Genomic DNA, 20,552 nt, shown 5'->3' on the forward strand with positions numbered 1-20,552 from the left:
CTCCGCATTCGCGAGCAAGCCCGCTCCCACAGGGGTTTAGTGGTGTTTGGGAGAAAGTGGCGGGCATAAAAAAGGGAGGCCGTTTCGGGCCTCCCTCTTTCATCACGACTTGCCGTTACAGGCTGGCAATCCGCGCATGCTGCTCGGCCAGCTTGCCCAAAGCCTGTTCAGCTTCAGCCAGTTTGGCGCGTTCCTTCTCGATGACTTCGGCCGGGGCCTTGTCAACGAAACCGGCGTTGGACAATTTACCGCCCACGCGCTGAACTTCGCCCTGCAAACGCAGGATTTCTTTGTCCAGGCGCGCCAGTTCGGCGTCCTTGTCGATCAGGCCGGCCATCGGCACCAGCACTTCCATCTCGCCCACCAGTGCAGTAGCGGACAGCGGTGCTTCTTCGCCAGCAGCCAGCACGGTGATCGATTCGAGGCGAGCCAGTTTCTTCAACAGGGCTTCGTTCTCGGTGAGACGACGCTGGTCTTCGGCGCTGACGTTCTTCAGGAACAGGTTCAGCGGCTTGCCCGGACCGATGTTCATCTCGCCCCGAATGTTACGCGTGCCGAGCATCAGCTCCTTGAGCCATTCGATGTCGTTCTCGGCCGCCGGATCGATGCGCTCTTCGTTGGCCACTGGCCAAGGTTGCAGCATGATCGTCTTGCCTTCGATACCGGCCAGCGGCGCGATGCGCTGCCAGATTTCTTCGGTGATGAACGGCATGAACGGGTGCGCCAGACGCAGCGCAACTTCCAGTACCCGAACCAGCGTGCGACGTGTACCGCGCTGACGTTCTACCGGAGCGTTCTCGTCCCACAACACAGGCTTGGACAGTTCCAGGTACCAGTCGCAATACTGGTTCCAGATGAACTCGTACAAGGCTTGTGCGGCCAGGTCGAAACGGAACTGATCCAGTTGACGGGTCACTTCGGCTTCGGTGCGTTGCAGCTGTGAGATGATCCAGCGATCCGCCAGCGACAGCTCGTAAGCCTCGCCGTTCTGGCCGCAGTCTTCGCCCTTGTCCAGAACATAACGCGCGGCGTTCCAGATCTTGTTGCAGAAGTTGCGATAGCCCTCGACGCGGCCCATGTCGAACTTGATGTCGCGACCGGTGGACGCCAGCGAGCAGAAGGTGAAGCGCAGGGCGTCGGTGCCGTAGCTGGCGATGCCGTCGGCGAACTCGTCGCGGGTCTGCTTCTCGATCTTCTTCGCCAGTTTCGGCTGCATCATGCCGGAGGTGCGTTTCTGCACCAGGTCTTCCAGCTCGATACCGTCGATGATGTCCAGCGGGTCCAGGACGTTGCCCTTGGACTTGGACATCTTCTGGCCCTGGCCATCTCGCACCAGACCGTGAACGTAAACGGTCTTGAACGGAACCTGCGGCGTGCCGTCTTCGTTTTTCACCAAATGCATGGTGAGCATGATCATCCGGGCAACCCAGAAGAAAATGATGTCGAAACCGGTCACCAACACGTCGGTGGAGTGGAATTTCTTAAGGAATTCTGTCTGCTCCGGCCAGCCGAGCGTGGAGAAAGTCCACAGACCCGAACTGAACCAGGTGTCGAGAACGTCGTTGTCCTGTTGCAGCGCAACGTCCGGGCCGAGGTTGTGCTTGGCACGGACTTCGGCTTCATCGCGACCGACGTAGACCTTGCCCGACTCGTCGTACCAGGCCGGAATCCGGTGGCCCCACCACAGCTGACGGCTGATGCACCAATCCTGGATGTCGCGCATCCACGAGAAGTACATGTTTTCGTATTGCTTGGGCACGAACTGGATACGACCGTCTTCAACGGCAGCAATCGCAGGCTCGGCCAACGGCTTGGTCGACACGTACCACTGGTCGGTCAGCCACGGCTCGATGATGGTGCCGGAACGGTCGCCTTTCGGCACTTTCAACGCGTGGTCATTGACGCTGACCAGCAGGCCGGCGGCGTCGAACGCCGCCACGATCTGCTTGCGCGCTTCGAAGCGATCGAGACCGGCGTATTCGGCCGGGATCTTGCCGTCGATGCTTTCGTTGAGCTTGCCGTCGAGGTTGAACACCTGACAGGCTGGCAGTACGGCAGCGTTCTTGTCGAAGATGTTCAGCAGCGGCAGGTTGTGGCGCTTGCCGACTTCGTAGTCGTTGAAATCGTGGGCCGGGGTGATTTTCACGCAGCCGGTGCCGAATTCAGGGTCGCAGTAATCGTCGGCGATGATCGGGATGCGGCGGCCGACCAGCGGCAGCTCGACAAATTTGCCGATCAGGGCCTGGTAGCGTTCATCGTTCGGGTTTACCGCTACGGCGGCGTCGCCGAGCATGGTTTCCGGGCGAGTGGTCGCGACGATCAGGAAATCGTTACCTTCAGCGGTCTTGACGCCGTCGGCCAGCGGGTATTTCAGGTTCCACAGGAAACCTTTCTCGTCGTGGTTTTCCACTTCGAGGTCGGAAATCGCCGTGTGCAACTTGGTGTCCCAGTTGACCAGTCGCTTGCCGCGGTAGATCAGGCCGTCTTCGTGCAGGCGCACGAACGCTTCTTTAACCGCTTCCGAGAGACCGTCGTCCATGGTGAAGCGCTCGCGGCCCCAGTCGACGGACGAGCCGAGGCGGCGGATCTGACGGCTGATGTTGCCGCCGGACTGATCCTTCCACTCCCAGACTTTCTCAAGGAATTTTTCGCGGCCCAGGTCGTGTCGGCTCTGGCCCTGAGCTTCGAGTTGACGCTCCACCAGCATTTGCGTGGCGATACCGGCGTGGTCGGTACCCGGCTGCCATAGGGTGTTGCGACCCTGCATGCGGCGGAAACGGATCAGGGCGTCCATGATCGCGTTGTTGAAGCCGTGACCCATGTGCAGGCTGCCGGTGACGTTCGGCGGCGGGATCATGATGGTGTAGGACTCGCCCGCGCCTTGCGGGGCGAAGTAATTCTCAGACTCCCAGGTGTTGTACCAGGAAGTTTCAATGGCGTGCGGCTGGTAGGTCTTATCCATGCGCGGCGGGACCCTATTGGCATTAATTCAGGAAAAGCCGACGAGTATAGCGGGGCATGGGGCGGAGGGCGAGTTGATCGCGGGATGAACCTGACCACCAGCAACACCATAGATCCAATGTGGGAGCGGGCTTGCTCGCGAATACGGTCTTCCAGTCAGCAACGATGCTGAATGTGAAACCGCTTTCGCGAGCAAGCCCGCTCCCACATTGGAATGGTGGTGTTATTCGTACTGGCTAAGCAACCGCTCCATCCGCGCATCCAGCCGGCGCTTGATCTCGGTTTCAATGTGCGGCGCGAAGTCATCGATCACGTCCTGCATGATCAACAGTGCAGCAGCACGCAGTTCGCTATCGAGGTGCAGCAAGGCGTCGGGGCCTTTGCTGGCTACCGGAGCCGGTTGCGCGGCAGGGGCGGGCGGTGTCGGTTCGACGGTCTGCGACGCGACGCTGACGGAGTCGAACAACATCGGAATCTGTTCCTGATCACCGTCATTGACCGTGTCGGTCAGCAGCGGCGGTTGCAGGTTGTCATCGCCGAGCAGTTGGCGGATCGACTCGAGGTCATCCAGCAGGTGCGCGGACTTCTGTTGCGGTTTTGGAGTGTCCATCGGAATGCTCAAAGTCGCTGTAAACGGTGATCTTGCAGAGGATAGCCCTGTTCGCGATAGAAACGGAAACTCTCCCGCGCAGCCGCACGAATCGTCGGATCTTCCACCACCACTTCCGCCACTCGGGCGAACTGTTTGGCGAATACCGGCACTTTCAGGTCGAGATTGACCAGCAGATCCTGATGCGGACCGCAGTCATCACCCAGGCCCAGGACAATCAAGCCTTCGGGTTCGCTTTCGGCAGGCCCGTGAGGCACGAAGCTTTCACCCTTGAAGGCCCACAGACGTGCATCGAGATCCTCGCGCTGGGCGGCATCGCTGCAGTGCAGGTAAATGCGGTGGCCCATGCGCCAGGCTTTTTCGGTGAGTTTGCAGGCGAAATCCAGCCGTGCCGACGGATCGGCGCTGGGCAGGATATAGAAGTCGACTTTGGTCATTGCGGTTCCTGAGCCACGAACGGCGTCACCCGAAAGTAACGCCGCCCGAGGTCATCGGTTTCAGGCTTTGGCGCGGTCCAGCAGGTATTGGGTCAGCAACGGAACCGGACGGCCAGTGGCGCCCTTGTCCTTGCCGCCGCTGGTCCATGCGGTGCCGGCGATGTCCAGGTGCGCCCAGTTCAGGTTCTTGGTGAAACGCGACAGGAAGCAGGCGGCGGTGATGGTGCCGGCTTTCGGGCCGCCGATGTTGGCGATGTCGGCGAACGGGCTGTCCAGCTGTTCTTGATATTCATCGAACAGCGGTAGTTGCCAGGCGCGGTCGTCGGCAGCCTTGCCGGCGCTCAGCAGTTGGCCGATCAGCTCGTCGTTGTTGCCCAGCAGGCCGGAGGTGTGCGCGCCCAGTGCAACGACGCAAGCGCCGGTCAGGGTCGCGATGTCGATCACGGCTTGTGGCTTGAAGCGCTCGGAGTAGGTCAATGCATCGCACAGCACCAGACGGCCTTCGGCGTCGGTGTTGAGGATTTCCACGGTCTGGCCGCTCATGGTGGTGACGATGTCGCCTGGGCGCGAAGCGTTGCCGCTTGGCATGTTCTCGGCACAGGCCAGGATGCACACCAGGTTGATCGGCAGTTTCAGCTCAAGCACGGCGCGCAGGGTACCGAATACGCTGGCAGCGCCGCCCATGTCGTACTTCATTTCATCCATGCCGGCGCCCGGCTTCAGGCTGATGCCGCCGGTGTCGAAGGTGATGCCTTTGCCGACCAGTGCGTACGGCTTCTCGGATTTCTTGCCGCCGTTGTATTGCATGACGATCAGGCGTGGTGGCTGGGCGCTGCCCTGGCCGACGGCGTAGAACGAGCCCATGCCCAGGTCCTTGATTTTCTTCTCATCAAGGACTTCGACTTTCAGACTCTTGAATTCTTTACCCAGGTTCTTGGCTTGTTCGCCGAGGAATGTCGGGTGGCAGATGTTCGGCGGCAGGTTGCCCAGGTTGCGGGTGAACGCCATGCCGTTGGCAATCGCAGTGGCGTGGGCCACGGCGCGCTCGACTTCGGCCTGTGCAGCCTTGATGGTCACCAGGGTGATTTTCTTCAGGGCGCGAGGTTCGGCTTTTTGGCTCTTGAACTGGTCGAAGGTGTATTCGCCGTCCACCAGGGTTTCGGCCAGCAGGCGGGTCTTGCCGTAGCTGTCGCGGCCTTTGACCACGACTTCGTCCAGCGCCAGCACCGCATCGTTGCCGCCCAGGCCTTTAAGGGTGTTGAGAACGCCGGCGATGATTTTACGGAACGGGCGGTCGCCCAGCTCTTCGTCCTTGCCTACGCCGACCAGTAGAACGCGCTCTGCCTTGAGGTTCGGCAGGCTGTGCAGCAACAGGCTCTGGCCGACTTTGCCGGCCAGGTCGCCGCGCTTGAGTACCGCGCTGATGGCGCCGCCGCTCAGTTCGTCGAGTTGTTTTGCCACGGCGCCGAGCTTGCGGCCTTCGCCGACGGCGACCACCAGAGTGGCGGTCTTCAACGTTTCTGGGCTAACGCTTTTTACAACCAGTTCCATGTCCGGGTCCCTGAATTAATGGTCAACGTGCGCGGGCAAAACGGCGGCGCACAGACGCTTGCTTATAAATAGAAAGACGCAGGTCACGGCCCGCGACAAAGGCCGCAGTTTGAACCTCGCTCCCTGCGCCTGACAACCCTCGGTTGTACGATCTTCAACGCATTACCCGCCTGCTTGAGCATGCGCAGTGACAGGCGCACCCAATCACAGGATAATGCGCCAACTTTTTCGGCGGCCCTGCCCTGCGGGCTGCCTGATACGTTTGCTTGTTTGGCCGCCTTAGCCTGACAACCCTGGAGTGTCTGGTTTGATTGTCTTCCGTTATCTGTCCCGCGAAGTCCTGTTGACCTTGAGCGCCGTCAGCGCCGTGCTGCTGGTCATCATCATGAGCGGGCGCTTCATCAAATACCTCGCCCAGGCGGCCTCGGGCCTGCTGGATCCGGGCTCCCTGTTCCTGATCATGGGCTTTCGTCTGCCGGGTTTCCTGCAGCTGATCCTGCCACTGGGCCTGTTCCTCGGGATCCTGCTGGCCTACGGTCGCCTGTACCTCGAAAGCGAAATGACCGTGTTGTCGGCCACCGGCATGAGTCAGCAACGTCTGCTTGCCATGACGCTGTTTCCGGCCACGCTGGTGGCGCTGGTCGTGGCCTGGCTGAGCCTGAGCCTGGCGCCACAAGGTGCCAATCAGTTCCAGCTGCTGCTGAACAAGCAGGATGCGCTGACCGAGTTCGATACGCTGGAGCCGGGTCGCTTCCAGGCCCTGCGCGACGGCACCCGGGTGACCTACACCGAACAATTGTCGGATGACCGCATCAATCTGGGCGGTGTGTTCATTTCGCAAAAGAACATCAGCTCTGACAAGAAGGATCGCGGGATTTCCGTGCTGGTGGCCGAGAAGGGCCGTCAGGAAATCCGCCCAGACGGCAACCGCTACCTGATTCTCGACAACGGCTATCGCTACGACGGTAACCCGGGGCAGGCCGACTACCGGGCAATCAAGTACGAGGAGTACGGCGTATTGCTGCCCAAGCCGGACGTCAGCGACGAAGTCACCGACCGTGATGCAATGACCACCAGCTCGTTGATCGGCAGCGATGACATTCGCTCGCGCACTGAGCTGCAATGGCGCCTGTCCCTACCGTTGCTGGTGTTCATCGTGACCCTGATGGCGGTGCCGCTGTCGCGGGTCAACCCCCGTCAGGGCCGTTTCCTCAAGCTGCTGCCGGCGATTCTTCTTTATATGGCTTACCTGAGCATCCTGATTGCCGCGCGCGGCGCCCTCGAAAAGGGCAAGATCCCGCCGGCGCTGGGGTTGTGGTGGGTTCACGCAATCTTCCTGGCCATTGGCCTGGGCTTGCTCTACTGGGAGCCGTTACGCTTGAAGATGGCGAGTCGCCGCAGTGCGCTGGAGGTGGCCCGTGGTTAAGCTCGATCGCTACATCGGTAGCAGCGTCTTCGTAGCCATCCTCGCGGTACTGGGGATTATCCTTGGCCTGGCGACGCTGTTTGCCTTCATCGATGAGATGAGTGAGGTCAGCGATACCTACACCTTGATCGACGTCTTGAGCTACGTCCTGTTGACCGCGCCTCGTCGTTTGTATGACATGTTGCCGATGGCGGCATTGATCGGTTGCCTGATCGGCCTGGGCAGCCTGGCCAGCCACAGCGAACTGACCATCATGCGCGCCGCCGGTGTGTCGGTCGGCCGGATTGTCTGGGCGGTCATGAAGCCAATGCTGGTGCTGATGGTTGTGGGTGTGCTGATCGGCGAATACGTCGCGCCGGCCACCGAAGTCACCGCTCAGGCCAACCGCTCCCTGGCTCAGGGGGGCGGTGATGCGCAGAGCGCCAAGCATGGTTTGTGGCATCGCCAGGGTGACGAATTCATTCACGTCAATTCTGTGCAACCGAACGGTCTGCTGTACGGCGTCACCCGTTATCGCTTCGACAATGAGCGTCATATGCTGTCGTCCAGTTTCGCCAAGCGGGCGAAGTTCGATCAGGATCACTGGCAATTGAGCGACGTTACCACCACGCTGTTCCATGAAAAGAGCACCGAAGTGGTCACTACCCCGGTCGAGCGCTGGGACGTCGCCTTGAGTCCGCAACTGCTGAGCACGGTGGTGATGTCGCCGGACACACTGTCGATCAGCGGCCTGTGGGGTTACATCCACTACCTGGCTGACCAGGGCCTGAGCAACGGCCGTTACTGGCTGGCGTTTTGGGTCAAGGTGTTGCAGCCGCTGGTAACCGCCGCGCTGGTACTGATGGCGATTTCCTTCATCTTTGGCCCGTTGCGCTCGGTGACCCTGGGTCAGCGGGTCTTCACTGGCGTGCTGGTGGGCTTCACCTTCCGCATCGTCCAGGATTTGCTGGGGCCCTCGAGCCTGGTGTTCGGTTTCTCGCCGCTGTTTGCGGTGCTGGTTCCGGCGGGTGTCTGTGCCCTGGCCGGTGTCTGGCTGTTGCGCCGAGCCGGCTGATCACGGGGTTTGTACGACCTCGCTGGTGATAAAAAACGCCCCTGTCGCAAGACCGGGGCGTTTTTGTAGGCGCCGTCTGACCTGTGAACGTGACGCTTGCGCCGTGGATCAGGTACAATTCCCGGCTATTTTTCGGCGGGCTATGCCTGCAGCCTTTTTGAGTGTTGATCCGTGAGTGATTTGAGTCATATCCGCAATTTCTCCATCATCGCCCACATTGACCATGGCAAGTCGACGCTGGCCGATCGCTTCATCCAGATGTGCGGCGGCCTTGCCGAGCGCGAAATGGAAGCCCAGGTGCTGGACTCCATGGACCTGGAACGTGAACGCGGGATCACCATCAAGGCCCACAGCGTCACCCTGTATTACACCGCTCGCGATGGCATCAAGTACCAGCTGAACTTCATTGACACCCCGGGCCACGTTGACTTCACCTACGAAGTCAGCCGGTCGCTGGCGGCCTGTGAAGGTGCGTTGCTGGTGGTCGATGCCGGTCAGGGCGTTGAAGCGCAGTCGGTTGCCAACTGCTACACGGCGATCGAGCAGGGCCTGGAAGTCATGCCGGTCCTGAACAAGATTGACCTGCCACAGGCCGATCCGGACCGCGTCAAGGAAGAAATCGAAAAAATCATCGGCATCGATGCCACTGATGCGGTCGAGTGCAGTGCCAAGACCGGCCTGGGCGTCGACGAAGTACTCGAGCGCCTGGTTCACACCATTCCTGCGCCGACCGGCAACTACGAAGATCCGCTGCAAGCGTTGATCATCGATTCCTGGTTCGACAACTACCTGGGCGTTGTTTCCCTGGTACGCGTGCGTCACGGTCGTGTGAAGAAGGGCGACAAGATTCTGGTCAAGTCCACCGGCAAGATCCACCTGGTGGACAGCGTCGGTGTCTTCAACCCGAAACACACCGCCACCGTTGACCTGAAGGCCGGCGAAGTGGGCTTCATCATTGCCGGCATCAAGGACATTCACGGTGCACCGGTCGGTGACACCCTGACCTTGAACTCCACGCCAGACGTTGACGTGTTGCCGGGTTTCAAACGCATTCAGCCGCAGGTCTACGCGGGCCTGTTTCCGGTCAGCTCCGACGACTTCGAAGATTTCCGTGAAGCCCTGCAAAAGCTCACGCTCAACGATTCGTCCCTGCAGTACACCCCGGAAAGCTCCGACGCCCTGGGCTTCGGCTTCCGTTGCGGGTTTCTCGGCATGCTGCACATGGAAATCATCCAGGAGCGCCTGGAGCGCGAGTACGACCTGGACCTGATCACCACGGCGCCGACGGTAATTTTCGAGCTGTTGCTGAAAACCGGTGAAACGATTTACGTCGACAACCCGTCGAAGCTCCCGGATGTGTCTTCGATCGAAGACATGCGCGAGCCGATCGTGCGGGCCAATATTCTTGTGCCGCAAGAGCACCTGGGCAACGTCATTACCCTGTGCATCGAGAAGCGTGGCGTGCAGCACGACATGCTGTTCCTCGGGTCCCAGGTCCAGGTGACCTACGATATTCCGATGAACGAAGTGGTCCTGGACTTCTTCGACCGTCTGAAATCCACCAGCCGCGGCTATGCTTCGCTGGATTACCATTTCGACCGTTACCAATCGGCTAGTCTGGTGAAACTGGATGTGCTGATCAACGGTGACAAGGTCGACGCCCTGGCGTTGATCGTGCACCGGGACAATGCGCACTACAAAGGTCGCCAGTTGACCGAGAAGATGAAAGAACTGATTCCGCGCCAGATGTTCGACGTCGCGATCCAGGCCGCCATCGGCGGGCAGATCATTGCGCGGACCTCCGTCAAGGCTCTCAGAAAGAACGTATTGGCCAAATGCTACGGCGGTGACGTTAGCCGTAAGCGCAAGCTGTTGGAAAAGCAGAAGGCCGGTAAAAAACGCATGAAGCAAGTCGGCAACGTGGAAATTCCACAAGAAGCCTTCCTTGCGGTGCTCAGGTTGGATAGTTAGGTCCTATGTCACTAAATTTCCCGCTGTTGCTGGTCATCGCCGTGTTCGTCTGCGGCCTGTTGGCGTTGCTCGATCTGCTGTTCCTGGCGCCTCGGCGTCGGGCTGCCATCAACTCCTATCAGGGGAGCGTCAGCCAGGCTGACATGGTGGTCGTCGAGAAACTGAACAAAGAGCCGCTGCTGGTCGAATACGGCAAGTCGTTCTTCCCGGTGTTGTTCATCGTGCTGGTGCTGCGTTCGTTCCTGGTGGAACCGTTCCAGATTCCTTCCGGCTCGATGAAACCGACCCTGGACGTCGGCGACTTCATTCTGGTGAACAAGTTTTCTTACGGGATCCGCCTGCCGGTGCTCGACAAGAAAGTCATCGAAGTCGGTGATCCGCAGCGCGGCGATGTGATGGTGTTCCGCTACCCGAGCGATCCGAACGTCAACTACATCAAGCGTGTAGTAGGCCTGCCGGGCGACCAGATTCGCTACACCGCCGACAAGCGTCTGTTCGTCAACGGCGAATCGATCGCCGAGCAACTGGTCGGCTCCGAGCCGGGCACGCTGGGCAGCGCCGAGCTCTACAAGGAAAAACTCGGCGTGGCCGAGCACCTGATCCGCAAGGAAATGAGCCGCTACCGCGCCACGCCGGACCATTCGTGGACCGTGCCGGCCGGGCACTACTTCATGATGGGCGACAACCGCGACAACTCCAACGACAGTCGCTACTGGGATGATCCGAGCATTCCCAAGGATCTGCTGGGCATGGTTCCCGACAAGAATATCGTCGGCAAGGCCTTCGCAGTCTGGATGAGCTGGCCGGAACCCAAACTCAGTCACCTGCCGAATTTCTCGCGGGTTGGCCTGATCAAGTAATCACACACGGCGCTGTTGAACACAGCGCCGAATGCATTTCTGGAGTCGGCATAATCGGCGACAGAAGCATGAAAACAACGATATTCAGGACGTTATTTTTGAACACAGCGTTAATTGTCCCAAGCCTGCGCCGCACCACGGCCATGGCGGTGGAATCCAGCCACGAACTCAGCGTGGGTAAACCGTGAGCGTCTCCTTAAGCCGTCTAGAGCGTCAGCTCGGCTACACCTTCAAGGATCAGGAACTGATGGTCCTGGCCCTGACTCACCGCAGTTTTGCCGGGCGCAACAACGAACGCCTGGAATTCCTCGGTGATGCCATCCTCAACTTCGTCGCTGGCGAGGCGCTGTTCGATCGCTTCCCGCTGGCGCGCGAAGGCCAGTTGTCGCGTTTGCGCGCACGTCTGGTGAAAGGTGAGACGCTGGCCGTACTGGCCCGCGGTTTTGACCTGGGCGAATACCTGCGTCTGGGCTCCGGTGAGTTGAAAAGCGGCGGGTTCCGTCGCGAGTCGATTCTGGCCGATGCCCTCGAAGCGCTGATCGGTGCGATCTACCTGGACGCCGGCATGGACATGGCGCGCGAGCGCGTGCTGGCCTGGCTGGCCGGTGAGTTCGAAGGCCTGACGCTGGTCGACACCAACAAAGATCCAAAGACCCGCCTGCAGGAATTCCTGCAATCGCGTGGGTGTGAGCTGCCGCGTTACGAAGTGGTGGATATCCAGGGTGAGCCGCATTGCCGGACGTTCTTCGTCGAATGTGAAATCACCTTACTGAATGAAAAAAGCCGAGGTCAGGGTGTGAGTCGTCGTATTGCCGAACAGGTAGCGGCCGCCGCAGCACTGATTGCCCTGGGTGTGGAGAATGGCAATGACTGATTCAACTGCAACTCGCTGTGGCTATGTTGCCATCGTCGGCCGTCCCAACGTGGGCAAGTCCACGCTGCTGAACCACATCCTGGGTCAGAAGCTGGCGATCACCTCGCGCAAGCCGCAAACCACCCGCCACAACATGCTGGGCATCAAGACCGAAGGCGCCGTGCAGGCGATCTACGTCGACACCCCGGGCATGCACAAGGGCGGCGAGAAGGCCCTGAACCGCTACATGAACAAGACCGCTTCGGCGGCGTTGAAAGACGTCGACGTGGTGATCTTCGTGGTGGATCGCACCAAGTGGACCGACGAAGACCAGATGGTCCTCGAGCGCGTCCAGTACGTGACCGGCCCGCTGATCGTGGCGCTGAACAAGACCGATCGCATCGAAGACAAAGCCGAGCTGATGCCGCACCTGAGCTGGTTGCAGGAGCAGCTGCCGAATGCGCAGATCATGCCGATCTCGGCCCAGCACGGGCATAACCTCGAAGCGCTGGAGCGTGTGATTGCCGGTTACCTGCCGGAAAACGATCACTTCTTCCCGGAAGACCAGATCACCGACCGCAGCAGCCGCTTCCTCGCCGCTGAACTGGTGCGCGAGAAAATCATGCGCCAGATGGGCGCCGAGCTGCCGTACCAGATCACCGTCGAAATCGAAGAATTCAAGCAGCAAGGCAAAACCCTGCACATCCATGCCTTGATTCTCGTCGAGCGTGATGGCCAGAAGAAAATCATCATTGGCGACAAGGGCGAGCGGATAAAACGCATCGGCACCGAGGCGCGCAAGGACATGGAATTGCTGTTCGACTCCAAGATCATGCTTAACCTTTGGGTGAAAGTGAAAGGCGGCTGGTCCGACGACGAACGTGCTCTGCGTTCGCTGGGTTACGGCGACCTGTAAGTCTCGGTTCCCGATACACCGAAGAAACCCTGTGGGAGCGGGCTTGCTCGCGAAGACGATGTAACATTCAGCCTTGATGTTGACTGTCACACCGTATTCGCGAGCAAGCCCGCTCCCACATTGGTTTCGGGTTGTTAGTAAAGTTGCGTTCCGTCATTGAGAAATCCATGTCCCAGCCCATCGGCCAACCCGCTTTCGTACTCCACAGTCGCGCCTACCGCGAAAGCAGCGCGCTGGTGGACTTCCTCACGCCGCAAGGTCGGCTGCGGGCGGTGTTGCGTAGCGCGCGGGGCAAGGCCGGGACATTGGCCCGGCCATTCGTGCCGCTGGAAGTCGAGTTTCGCGGGCGGGGAGAGCTGAAGAACGTTGGGCGAATGGAAGCCGCCGGTGTTTCAACCTGGCTCAACGGTGAGGCGCTGTTCAGCGGCCTCTACCTCAACGAACTGCTGATCCGCCTGTTGCCTGCCGAAGACCCGCACCCTGGCGTGTTTGATCACTATGCCGCGACGTTGCTCGCGCTGGCCGAAGGTCGGCCGCTGGAGCCGCTGCTGCGATCTTTCGAGTGGCGCCTGCTCGACGACCTCGGTTACGGTTTTGCCCTGACCACCGACATACACGGCGAACCCATCGCCCCGGATGGCCTCTACCGCTTGCAAGTGGACGCCGGTCTGGAGCAGGTCTACCTGCTGCAACCCGGTCTGTTCAACGGCACCGAGTTACTGGCCATGGCCGACGCCGACTGGACCGCACCCGGTGCATTGTCCGCTGCCAAACGGTTGATGCGGCAGGCACTGGCCGTTCACTTGGGCGGTCGTCCGCTGGTCAGTCGCGAGTTGTTTCGAAAGCCGTAAATTCCCCGTGTATGCTGTGCACCGAACTTTCCCATTTTCAGGAGCGCTTCCGTGATCACCAGCAATCGCATTCTTCTTGGCGTGAACATCGACCACGTTGCCACCCTGCGTCAGGCCCGGGGCACTCGCTACCCGGATCCGGTCAAGGCTGCACTGGACGCGGAAGAGGCGGGCGCTGATGGCATCACCGTGCACCTGCGCGAAGACCGTCGGCACATCCAGGAGCGCGACGTGCTGTTGCTCAAGGACGTGCTGCAGACCCGCATGAACTTCGAAATGGGCGTCACTGAAGAAATGATGCTGTTCGCCGAGCGCATCCGCCCGGCGCACATTTGCCTGGTTCCGGAAACCCGTCAGGAGCTGACCACCGAAGGCGGTCTGGACGTGGCGGGGCAGGAAGCGCGGATCAAGGCAGCGGTGGATCGCCTGGCGAAGATTGGTTGTGAAGTGTCGCTGTTCATCGATGCGGACGAGCGGCAAATCGAAGCGTCCCGTCGTGTGGGTGCACCGGCAATCGAACTGCACACCGGCCGTTATGCGGATGCCGAGACGCCGACTGAAGTGGCTGAAGAACTCAAGCGTGTGGCGGATGGCGTGGCGTTTGGTTTGGCTCAGGGATTGATCGTCAATGCCGGTCACGGTCTGCATTATCACAACGTTGAAGCCGTGGCCGCGATCAAGGGCATCAACGAACTGAACATCGGCCATGCGCTGGTGGCGCATGCGTTGTTCGTGGGCTTCAAGTCGGCTGTGTCCGAAATGAAAGCGCTGATCCTGGCCGCCGCGTTAAAGGGCTAAGACCGAGGCGCTGCCATCGCGGGCAAGTCGGATCGCCGCACCGCACGCTCCCACAGGTTCGCGTTGAACGATAGTTGTATGTTCGACGCGGACCTGTGGGAGCGTGCGGTGCGGCGATCCGACTTGCCCGCGATGGCGTCTTTGAACGCAGCGAAGATTTAGAGCTGCGGGGTTTCCTGATTCGGCTTGGTCTTGTCGACCCCCGGCACATGCAGGTTGCCTTCAGCGACCTGATTGCCTTCAAGCTGTGGCTGCGTAACCCACGTCAGGATGTCGTAGTAGCGACGGATGTTCGCCACGAAATGCACCGGCTCGCCGCCCCGGGCGTAGCCATAACGCGTCTTGCTGTACCACTTTTTCTCTGACAGGCGCGGCAGGATTTTCTTCACGTCCAGCCACTTGTCCGGGTTCAGCCCTTCCTTCGCCGCCAGTTTGCGCGCGTCATCCAGGTGACCGCTGCCGACGTTGTAGGCCGCCAGTGCAAACCAGGTGCGATCCGGCTCCTGGATCGATTCGTCCAGCTGATCCTTCATATAAGCCAGGTATTTGGCGCCGCCCATGATGCTTTGCTTGGGATCGAGCCGGTTGGACACGCCCATGGCCTGCGCCGTGTTCTGGGTCAGCATCATCAGCCCGCGAACGCCGGTCTTGGACGTGACCGCCGCTTGCCACAACGATTCCTGATAACCGACGGCCGCCAGCAGGCGCCAGTCGACTTTTTCTTTCTTGGCGTACGTCTTGAAGTGCTGTTCGTACTTGGGCAGCCGTTGCTGCAAGTGCTGGGCAAAGGTGTAGGCGCCCACGTAGCCGAGAACATCGACGTGACCGTAGTAACGGTCTTTCAGGCGTTGCAGGGTGCCGTTTTTCTTGACCTTGTCGAGGTAGGCGTTGATCTCGTTGAGCAGGCTGTTGTCATCCCCAGCCGCCACGGCCCAGCTCTGATCGCTGGCGTCACCGAGGTCGAAGGCGACCCGCACGTTGGGGAAATACACCTGGTTCATTGCCACTTCGTTGGAATCAACCAGGGTCAGGTCGATCTGGCCTTCATCGACCATGCGCAGCAGGTCGACGACTTCAACTGCGTCGGACTCTTCGTATTCAATGCCGGGGTATTTCTTTTTCAGCTCCGCCAACTGGCCGGCGTGGGTACTGCCCTTGAGCACCATGATCTTCTTGCCGACCAGATCGCCCGCGTCGGTCGGCCGTGACTGGCCGTTGCGGTAGATGACCTGCGGGGTGACTTCCAGGTAGGAATGGGAAAACCGCACCTGTTGTTTGCGTTGCTCGCTGCTGACCAGACCGGCAGCAGCCAGCACCGGGCCATTAGGCTTGCCCACCTGGTTGAACAGATCGTCAAGGTTGTCGGCGGTCTCGATCTTGAGCTCCACCCCCAGATCGTCGGCGAAGCGCTTCACCAGCTCGTATTCGAAGCCGGTTTCACCGTTGCGATCCTGAAAGTAGGTGGCGGGGCTGTTTCGGGTAACCACCCGCAGCACACCATCCTCCTTTACGCGCTCCAGCGTGTTGGGTTTATCAACACAGCCACTGAGCATCAGGAAGAGTCCGGTTGCGATCAGCCATTTGGCGTATCGCGGACGCAAAGCCGTTGGGGAAAACATCTGCGCAGTATACGCAAAGGACCACGACCGCCATATCTCGACAGCGAGGGGCTTGTCTGCTAGGGAGCGAAAAAGCCGCTTGGAGCCCGCAGGAATGGGCCCAAACGCTAATTTTTGACATAAAAAATAACGCTCGATGAACCGCCGTTTAAGCTCCAAATACCCGGCCCGACGTTCGGGGGCGGCCGCGCGCACCGTTTCGGGTGATGTCGCGGGCTGTTTAGGCTAGAATGCACGGCCTCAAAGCACACCCCTTCCCGAGGCTGTCCCGAAGATGTTGATCCTGCGCGGCGCTCCTGCCCTTTCTGCCTTTCGCCACAGCAAACTCCTTGAGCAACTGAGCCAGAAGGTCCCGGCTGTCAGCGGCTTGTATGCTGAATTCGCCCACTTCGCTGAAGTTACCGGCGTCCTGACCGGCGACGAACAGCAGGTGCTCGCGCGCCTTCTGAAGTACGGCCCAAGTGTTCCGGTACAAGAGCCAACCGGTCGTCTGTTCCTGGTGTTGCCACGTTTCGGCACCATCTCGCCGTGGTCCAGCAAGGCCAGCGATATCGCTCGCAACTGCGGCCTGAGCAAGATCCAGCGCCTGGAACGCGGCATTGCGTTCTACGTCGCCGGCCAGTTCAGCGACGCCGAAGCCCAGCTGATCTCGGACGCGTTGCACGACCGCATGACCCAGATCGTCCTCGCCAACCTCGAACAGGCCGCCGGCCTGTTCAGCCACGCCGAGCCGAAACCGCTGACCGCGATCGACGTCTTGGGTGGCGGCCGCGCCGCGCTGGAAAAAGCTAACACCGAGCTGGGCCTGGCCCTGGCCGAAGACGAGATCGACTACCTGGTCAACGCCTTCGTCGGCCTCAAGCGCAACCCGCACGACATCGAACTGATGATGTTCGCCCAGGCGAACTCCGAGCACTGCCGTCACAAGATCTTCAACGCCAGTTGGGACATCGACGGTCAGAGCCAGGAAAAAAGCCTGTTCGGCATGATCAAGAACACCTACGTGATGCACAGCGAAGGCGTTCTGTCGGCTTATAAGGACAACGCTTCGGTGATCGTCGGCAACGTCGCCGGCCGTTTCTTCCCGGACCCTGAAACCCGCCAGTACGGCGCGGTGCAGGAACCGGTGCACATCCTGATGAAAGTCGAGACGCACAACCACCCGACCGCGATTGCCCCGTTCCCGGGCGCGTCCACCGGTTCAGGTGGCGAGATTCGCGACGAAGGCGCTACCGGTCGTGGCGCCAAGCCAAAAGCTGGCCTGACCGGTTTCACCGTATCGAACTTGCAGATCCCGGGCTTCGAACAGCCGTGGGAAGTGCCGTACGGCAAGCCCGAGCGCATCGTCACCGCGCTGGACATCATGATCGAAGGCCCACTGGGTGGCGCCGCGTTCAACAATGAATTCGGTCGTCCGGCCCTGACCGGTTATTTCCGTACCTTCGAACAGTCGATCACCACCCCCCGTGGCGACGAAGTTCGCGGTTACCACAAGCCGATCATGCTGGCCGGCGGCATGGGTAACATCCGTGCCGAACACGTACAGAAAGGCGAGATCACCGTCGGCTCCAAGCTGATCGTGCTCGGCGGCCCGGCGATGTTGATCGGCCTGGGCGGCGGCGCTGCTTCCTCCATGGCCACCGGCACCAGTTCGGCCGACCTGGACTTCGCTTCGGTACAGCGCGAAAACCCGGAAATGGAACGTCGCTGCCAGGAAGTTATCGACCGTTGCTGGCAACTGGGCGACAAAAACCCGATCAGCTTCATCCACGACGTCGGCGCGGGCGGTCTGTCCAACGCCTTCCCGGAACTGGTCAACGACGGCAACCGTGGTGGTCGCTTCGAACTGCGCAACATTCCAAACGACGAGCCGGGCATGGCCCCGCACGAAATCTGGAGTAACGAATCCCAGGAACGCTACGTTCTGGCAGTCGGCCCGGCCGACTTCGAGCGCTTCCAGGCGATCTGCGAGCGCGAGCGTTGCCCGTTTGCCGTGGTCGGCGAAGCCACTGCCGAGCCGCAACTGACTGTCACCGACAGCCACTTCGGCAACAGCCCGGTAGACATGCCACTCGAAGTGCTGCTGGGCAAAGCCCCGCGCATGCACCGTTCGGCCGTTCGCGAAAACGAACTGGGCGACGACTTCGATCCGTCGACCCTCGAGATTGCAGACTGCGTCGAGCGCGTTCTGCATCACCCGGCCGTGGCGAGCAAAAGCTTCCTGATCACCATCGGCGACCGCACCATCACCGGCCTTGTTGCCCGTGATCAGATGGTCGGCCCGTGGCAAGTTCCGGTGGCCGACGTTGCCGTCACCGCCACCAGCTTCGACGTCTACACCGGTGAAGCCATGGCCATGGGCGAGCGTACTCCGCTGGCCCTGCTGGACGCTCCGGCGTCGGGCCGCATGGCCATCGGCGAAACCCTGACCAACATCGCGGCTTCGCGCATCAACAAGATCTCCGACATCAAACTGTCGGCGAACTGGATGTCCGCTGCCGGTCACCCGGGTGAAGATGCGCGTCTGTACGACACTGTGAAAGCGGTCGGTATGGAATTGTGCCCGGACCTGGGCATTACCATTCCGGTGGGCAAGGACTCGATGTCCATGGCCACGCGCTGGAACGATGAAGGCGTCGACAAGACCGTGACCTCGCCGATGTCCCTGATCGTGACCGGTTTCGCGCCAGTAGCTGACATCCGTCAGACCCTGACCCCGGAACTGCGCATGGACAAGGGCACCACCGACCTGATCCTGATCGATCTGGGCCGTGGCCAGAACCGCATGGGCGCTTCGATCCTGGCCCAGGTTCACGGCAAGCTCGGTTCGCAGGCGCCGGACGTCGATGATGCCGAAGACCTCAAAGCCTTCTTCGCCGTGATCCAGGGCCTCAACGCCGACGGTCACCTGTTGGCCTACCACGACCGTTCCGACGGTGGTCTGCTGACCAGCGTGGTGGAAATGGCCTTCGCCGGTCACTGCGGTCTGAGCCTGAACCTCGACGGTCTGGCAGAAACCTCCGCCGACATCGCCGCGATCCTGTTCAACGAAGAACTCGGCGCTGTGATCCAGGTTCGCCAGGACGCCACGCCGGACATCCTCGCGCAGTTCAGCGCAGCCGGTCTGGGCGATTGCGTTTCGGTGATCGGTCAGCCGATGAACAACGGCCAGATCAACATCACCTTCAACGGCGAAACCGTGTTCGAAGGTCAGCGTCGTCTGCTGCAACGTACCTGGGCTGAAACCAGCTACCAGATCCAGCGTCTGCGCGATAACGCCGACTGCGCCGAGCAAGAATTCGACGTGCTGCTGGAAGAAGACAACCCGGGCTTGAGCGTCAAGCTGAGCTACGACGTCAATCAGGACGTCGCCGCGCCTTACATCAAGAAAGGCATCCGCCCACAGGTTGCCGTGCTGCGTGAGCAGGGCGTCAACGGTCAGGTGGAAATGGCGGCTGCGTTCGATCGCGCCGGTTTCAACGCGATCGACGTGCACATGAGCGACATTCTGGCCGGCCGTGTCGACCTGAACGAGTTCAAAGGTCTGGTCGCTTGCGGCGGTTTCTCCTACGGCGACGTATTGGGTGCCGGCGAAGGCTGGGCGAAATCTGCGCTGTTCAACAGCCGTGCTCGTGACGCATTCCAGGGCTTCTTCGAACGTACCGACAGCTTCACCCTCGGCGTGTGCAACGGTTGCCAGATGATGTCCAACCTGCACGAGCTGATCCCGGGCAGCGAGTTCTGGCCGCACTTTGTGCGCAACCGTTCCGAGCAGTTCGAAGCGCGTGTGGCAATGGTCCAGGTCCAGGAATCGAACTCGATCTTCCTGCAAGGCATGGCCGGTTCGCGTATGCCGATCGCTATTGCTCACGGTGAAGGTCATGCCGAGTTCGCCAGCGAAGAAGCATTGCTGGAAGCCGATCTGTCGGGTTGCGTGGCGATGCGTTTCGTCGACAACCACGGCAAGGTCACTGAAAACTACCCGGCCAACCCGAATGGCTCGCCGCGCGGGATCACCGGTTTGACCAGCCGCGACGGTCGCGTAACGATCATGATGCCGCACCCGGAACGTGTGTTCCGCGCCGTGCAGAACTCGTGGCGTTCGGAAGACTGGAACGAAGACGCACCTTGGATGCGTATGTTCCGTAACGCGCGCGTCTGGGTTAACTAAAGGCTGTGTATAAGCTCAGTTTTTTTGTTCCGGCCAGCCATGTGGAACAGGTCAAAAGTGCCGTATTCGCCGCCGGTGGCGGACGGATCGGCGCGTATGATCATTGTGCGTGGCAGGTGCTTGGGTTAGGTCAGTTTCGACCTTTGGATGGCAGCCAGCCGTTTATTGGTGAAGCGGGTCAGGTCGAGCAATCCGAGGAATGGAAGGTTGAGCTGGTGGTGGCGGATGAGTTGATCGTGGCTGCGGTGGCCGCGCTGAAACTCAGCCATCCCTACGAGACGCCGGCTTATGAGGTGTGGCGGTTGGAGGATTTCTGATCTTCCCGGCTGCTGAAATGAGAAACCCGCTGATGAAAATCAGCGGGTTTTTCATTGCCCTGGATTTGTAGTGGAAATGAGGGCCCTATCGCGGGCAAGCCCGCTCCCACAGTGTTTTATGTCATTCACAATTGCTGCGTACTCCTCAGATCCCTGT

The 20,552-nt window shown here is 60.4% G+C and carries 15 protein-coding genes; 10 read left to right on the plus strand and 5 right to left on the minus strand.

The genetic code is table 11. The features are described 5' to 3' along the window. Positions 1-115 precede the first annotated feature (115 nt). From ACA072_RS05040 to ACA072_RS05055, 4 genes are all read right to left on the minus strand, one after another. Positions 116-2,962 (minus strand): valine--tRNA ligase, encoded by a 2,847-nt coding sequence (locus tag ACA072_RS05040; RefSeq protein ID WP_497623461.1) that lies wholly within the window; start codon positions 2,960-2,962, stop codon positions 116-118. A gap of 222 nt (positions 2,963-3,184) precedes the next feature. After that, entirely contained in the window at positions 3,185-3,571 is a 387-nt protein-coding gene (locus ACA072_RS05045) for a DNA polymerase III subunit chi (protein WP_497623462.1), read from the minus strand. An 8-nt stretch (positions 3,572-3,579) separates the two neighbouring features. Further along, on the minus strand, positions 3,580-4,008 hold the full coding sequence (locus tag ACA072_RS05050) for a DNA polymerase III subunit chi (RefSeq protein WP_131062823.1): 429 nt from the start codon (positions 4,006-4,008) through the stop codon (positions 3,580-3,582). Between the two features lie 60 nt (positions 4,009-4,068). After that, positions 4,069-5,559 (minus strand): leucyl aminopeptidase, encoded by a 1,491-nt coding sequence (locus ACA072_RS05055; RefSeq protein ID WP_497623463.1) that lies wholly within the window; start codon positions 5,557-5,559, stop codon positions 4,069-4,071. Between the two features lie 307 nt (positions 5,560-5,866). Here ACA072_RS05055 and lptF point away from each other — a divergent pair, with 307 nt between their 5' ends. The 8 genes from lptF (at position 5,867) to pdxJ (ending at position 14,288) form a co-directional block, all read left to right on the plus strand. Next, the gene (gene lptF, locus ACA072_RS05060) at positions 5,867-6,985 is read left to right on the plus strand and encodes an LPS export ABC transporter permease LptF (protein ID WP_497623464.1); all 1,119 of its coding nucleotides are present in this window, start codon (positions 5,867-5,869) and stop codon (positions 6,983-6,985) included. Further along, positions 6,978-8,039 carry an LPS export ABC transporter permease LptG gene (gene lptG, locus ACA072_RS05065; protein WP_497623465.1) on the plus strand — a complete coding sequence of 354 codons (1,062 nt, stop codon included), beginning with the start codon at positions 6,978-6,980 and terminating at the stop codon, positions 8,037-8,039. The genes lptF and lptG overlap by 8 nt, the downstream gene beginning before the upstream one ends. A 171-nt stretch (positions 8,040-8,210) precedes the next feature. After that, on the plus strand, positions 8,211-10,010 hold the full coding sequence (lepA, locus tag ACA072_RS05070) for a translation elongation factor 4 (protein WP_497623466.1): 1,800 nt from the start codon (positions 8,211-8,213) through the stop codon (positions 10,008-10,010). Positions 10,011-10,015: 5 nt separating this feature from the next. Then, complete coding sequence (gene lepB, locus ACA072_RS05075; RefSeq protein ID WP_367372863.1) at positions 10,016-10,870, plus strand: signal peptidase I; 855 nt, start codon at positions 10,016-10,018, stop codon at positions 10,868-10,870. Positions 10,871-11,054: 184 nt separating this feature from the next. Beyond that, positions 11,055-11,744: a ribonuclease III gene (gene rnc / locus ACA072_RS05080; RefSeq protein WP_010463056.1), complete on the plus strand. Its 690-nt coding sequence runs from the start codon at positions 11,055-11,057 to the stop codon at positions 11,742-11,744. Then, the gene (gene era, locus ACA072_RS05085) at positions 11,737-12,639 is read left to right on the plus strand and encodes a GTPase Era (RefSeq protein ID WP_059403406.1); all 903 of its coding nucleotides are present in this window, start codon (positions 11,737-11,739) and stop codon (positions 12,637-12,639) included. Before rnc ends, era begins: the two co-directional genes overlap by 8 nt. Positions 12,640-12,806: 167 nt before the next feature. Further along, positions 12,807-13,490, plus strand: a complete 684-nt coding sequence (recO, locus tag ACA072_RS05090; protein WP_497623467.1) for a DNA repair protein RecO — start codon at positions 12,807-12,809, stop codon at positions 13,488-13,490. 51 nt (positions 13,491-13,541) lie between these two features. Further along, positions 13,542-14,288 carry a pyridoxine 5'-phosphate synthase gene (pdxJ, locus tag ACA072_RS05095; protein ID WP_497623468.1) on the plus strand — a complete coding sequence of 249 codons (747 nt, stop codon included), beginning with the start codon at positions 13,542-13,544 and terminating at the stop codon, positions 14,286-14,288. Between the two features lie 158 nt (positions 14,289-14,446). Here pdxJ and mltF read toward each other — a convergent pair whose 3' ends face one another. Further along, positions 14,447-15,907, minus strand: a complete 1,461-nt coding sequence (mltF, locus tag ACA072_RS05100) for a membrane-bound lytic murein transglycosylase MltF (protein ID WP_497623469.1) — start codon at positions 15,905-15,907, stop codon at positions 14,447-14,449. Between the two features lie 274 nt (positions 15,908-16,181). On the opposite strand from mltF, the gene purL reads away from it, so the two are divergent. Continuing rightward, complete coding sequence (gene purL / locus ACA072_RS05105) at positions 16,182-20,078, plus strand: phosphoribosylformylglycinamidine synthase (RefSeq protein WP_497623470.1); 3,897 nt, start codon at positions 16,182-16,184, stop codon at positions 20,076-20,078. A gap of 5 nt (positions 20,079-20,083) precedes the next feature. Further along, entirely contained in the window at positions 20,084-20,395 is a 312-nt protein-coding gene (locus tag ACA072_RS05110; RefSeq protein WP_497623471.1) for an NGG1p interacting factor NIF3, read from the plus strand. The last annotated feature ends 157 nt before the right edge of the window (positions 20,396-20,552 follow it).

This window comes from Pseudomonas sp. LBUM1656 (assembly GCF_059716065.1).

Coding starts and splice junctions, on each gene's coding strand:
- ACA072_RS05040 (WP_497623461.1), bottom strand. CDS start 2,962: ATGGATAAGACCTACCAGCCGCACGCCATTGAAACTTCCTGGTACAAC.
- ACA072_RS05045 (WP_497623462.1), bottom strand. CDS start 3,571: ATGGACACTCCAAAACCGCAACAGAAGTCCGCGCACCTGCTGGATGAC.
- ACA072_RS05050 (WP_131062823.1), bottom strand. CDS start 4,008: ATGACCAAAGTCGACTTCTATATCCTGCCCAGCGCCGATCCGTCGGCA.
- ACA072_RS05055 (WP_497623463.1), bottom strand. CDS start 5,559: ATGGAACTGGTTGTAAAAAGCGTTAGCCCAGAAACGTTGAAGACCGCC.
- lepB (WP_367372863.1), top strand. CDS start 10,016: ATGTCACTAAATTTCCCGCTGTTGCTGGTCATCGCCGTGTTCGTCTGC.
- era (WP_059403406.1), top strand. CDS start 11,737: ATGACTGATTCAACTGCAACTCGCTGTGGCTATGTTGCCATCGTCGGC.
- recO (WP_497623467.1), top strand. CDS start 12,807: ATGTCCCAGCCCATCGGCCAACCCGCTTTCGTACTCCACAGTCGCGCC.
- mltF (WP_497623469.1), bottom strand. CDS start 15,907: ATGTTTTCCCCAACGGCTTTGCGTCCGCGATACGCCAAATGGCTGATC.
- purL (WP_497623470.1), top strand. CDS start 16,182: ATGTTGATCCTGCGCGGCGCTCCTGCCCTTTCTGCCTTTCGCCACAGC.